2 protein-coding genes are annotated in these 2,415 nt (G+C 52.2%); both read right to left on the bottom strand.

All coding sequences use genetic code 11. From position 1 onward, the window contains the following. Positions 1-1,020 (bottom strand): tetratricopeptide repeat protein (locus QCH34_RS10820; protein ID WP_300334017.1); only part of this gene is annotated, 1,020 nt, incomplete at its 3' end. A 162-nt stretch (positions 1,021-1,182) separates the two neighbouring features. After that, positions 1,183-2,415: SpoIIE family protein phosphatase (locus QCH34_RS10815; RefSeq protein ID WP_300334015.1), on the bottom strand; the 1,233-nt coding region annotated here is incomplete at its 5' end.

Below are 2,415 nucleotides of genomic sequence, written 5' to 3'. Positions count from 1 at the left end.
CGACAGCGCCCGGTCATAGGATGCCAGGGCTTCAGTATACCTGCCAAGTGCACCAAGGGCAACACCGCGATTATTCCAGGCAACCTCATCTTCAGGGTTGATTGAAAGCGCATTTCCATATGATGAGACGGCATCGGAGTATCTGCCGAGACGGAGGAGGGCGTTGCCGCGGCCGGTCCAGGAACTTGCATTCTTCTGGTCCAGTGCAAGGGCACGATCATAGGAGATGAGTGCATCTTCATATTCAGACAGGCTCCTCAGTGCATTGCCACGGTTATACCAGGCATAGGCATTTCTCCGGTTCAGGGAGAGGGAGCGATCGAACGAGGCGACGGCATCAGCATACCTGCCGAGATTGGCAAGGGCAACACCGCGAAAATACCATGCTGACGCATCTTTACCATCGATTCCGAGTGCACGTTCGCATGAGGCGATCGCATTGGCATACTGTCCCAGTCCAAGGAGCGCATTACCACGGTTCGTCCAGGTACAGCCATCATCCGGATCAAGGGTGAGGGCGTGATCAAAAGAAGTGAGGGCATCGGCGTACCGGCCGAGGCTGGTGAGGCAGGTGCCCCGGCCAGACCAGGCAAGGGCATCGTCAGGGTTGAGTGCAATCGCCTTCTCAAATGATGCAAATGCATCGACAGGGTGGCCGAGATCGGCGAGATCGGCGCCACGGTTGATCCAGGCAACAGCATCACCGGGGTTGAGAGCAATTGCACGGTCATTTGAGGCAAGTGCATCACTGAGACGGGAGAGTGAAGCAAGAGCAACGGCACGGAATATCCAGGCAGGAGTATAATCCGGATCGATTGCTAGAACACGATCATAGGAGAGAAGTGCCTCCTCTTGATGTCCGAGGGCTGCCTCAGCAATGCCACGGTTCAGCCAGACATCTGTATCGGCGGGATCAGGAGAGTGCGGCCTATCAGAGGAACCAGGTGCATCCGGCGGTGATACCTGATCGATCTGGTGGCAGGCTCTGCCTGGCTTGTGTATTGGAAGGCGTCTTTTCAAATATATCCCCACATCATCGAACCGAAACAGCAGACATCAGTATATCTTCATCGACTCTGAAGTTCTTGATTATTCCCATTCATTGAGAGTAATCTGGCTGATGTTGGGAGGGCAGGGTGGATCCGGATCCTGCCATTCCACGTCATAACGCGGATCGCCTCATCAGGTCTTTTTGACCACCATCAGTGTGATATCATCGAACTGGGGCAGATCGCCGACAAATGAAATGACTGCCCGGAGGATATTATCCAGGATATCCTGCGCCGGAAGTGTTGCATTCTCAAGGAGTATCATTCGGAGACGATCTTCACCAAACCACTCTCCTTCCGAATTGACTGACTCTGTAATGCCATCAGTATACATGACGACGACATCACCGGTTTCAAGAGAGATGATATCAGAGGAGTACTCCGCATCCTCAACTGCACCAAGAGCAATACCGGTGGGCATGAGCTCCTCAACGGACTGTGGCCCTGCCCGGTAAACAACCGGCGGATTATGGCCCGCATTGACATAGGTCATCGTTCCATCCTCTTGTGAAATCCTGCCATAAAAGAGGGTTACAAACATCCCGGCCTTTGAATCCTGACAGATTATATTGTTTGCATAAGAAATGGCTGAGGCTGGGTCCTTATGCCAGATTGCAGTCATCCGTACCACAATACGTGACAACGCCATAAAGAGTGCTGCTGAAACGCCTTTTCCCGAAACATCTGCAATAAGTATGCCAAGGGTTCCGCTTTCAAGCGGGATCACCTCGAATGGGATGACATCAAAGAAATCACCACCCACTTCCTTTGCCATCACGCTCCGTGCTGCGATATCATAACCCGAAAGCTTTGGAATATGATCAGGAAGGAAACTCTGCTGGATCTCTGCGGCAATCTGAAGTTCGGCATTTGAGCGTGCAATACGCCCCTCCATCTCCCGCCTCTCCGTAATATCCCGTATCGTCTCAATGGCACCGATGACTTTTCCCTCAGGATCATTAAGAGGGCTTGCCTTCGCCCAGAAATATCTGCCGGACTCCCCCATACCCGGAATGAAGGTATCTACGATCAAGGTATCCCCTTCCCGTTGTACAGTGGAATATTTGCTCTCAACCTCGGCGCCAGGCAATAGGATAAGATTTGCAAGCATCTGCCTGCGTTTGCCATAGAATGGGAGGGCATACTCATAATCGCCTTTACCAAGCATCGATTCGGCAGATGCTCCGGTCAGTTCCTCCATGGCACGGTTCCAGGTAATAACATTGCCCCTGTTGTTGATCACAAATGTTGCATCGGGAAGAAAGTTGATGATCTCTGCAAGACTCTGGTGGGATCTGGCGATCTCTTCTTCAGCACGTTTCCGATCGGTTATATCCCGTATAGTCTCGATTGCACCGATGATCCC

Origin of the sequence: Methanocalculus sp., assembly GCF_029762515.1 — an archaeon.
GTDB lineage: Archaea > Halobacteriota > Methanomicrobia > Methanomicrobiales > Methanocorpusculaceae > Methanocalculus.
Note: the sequence above shows the minus strand (reverse complement) of the source record. Positions and strands in the feature narration are given on the sequence as shown.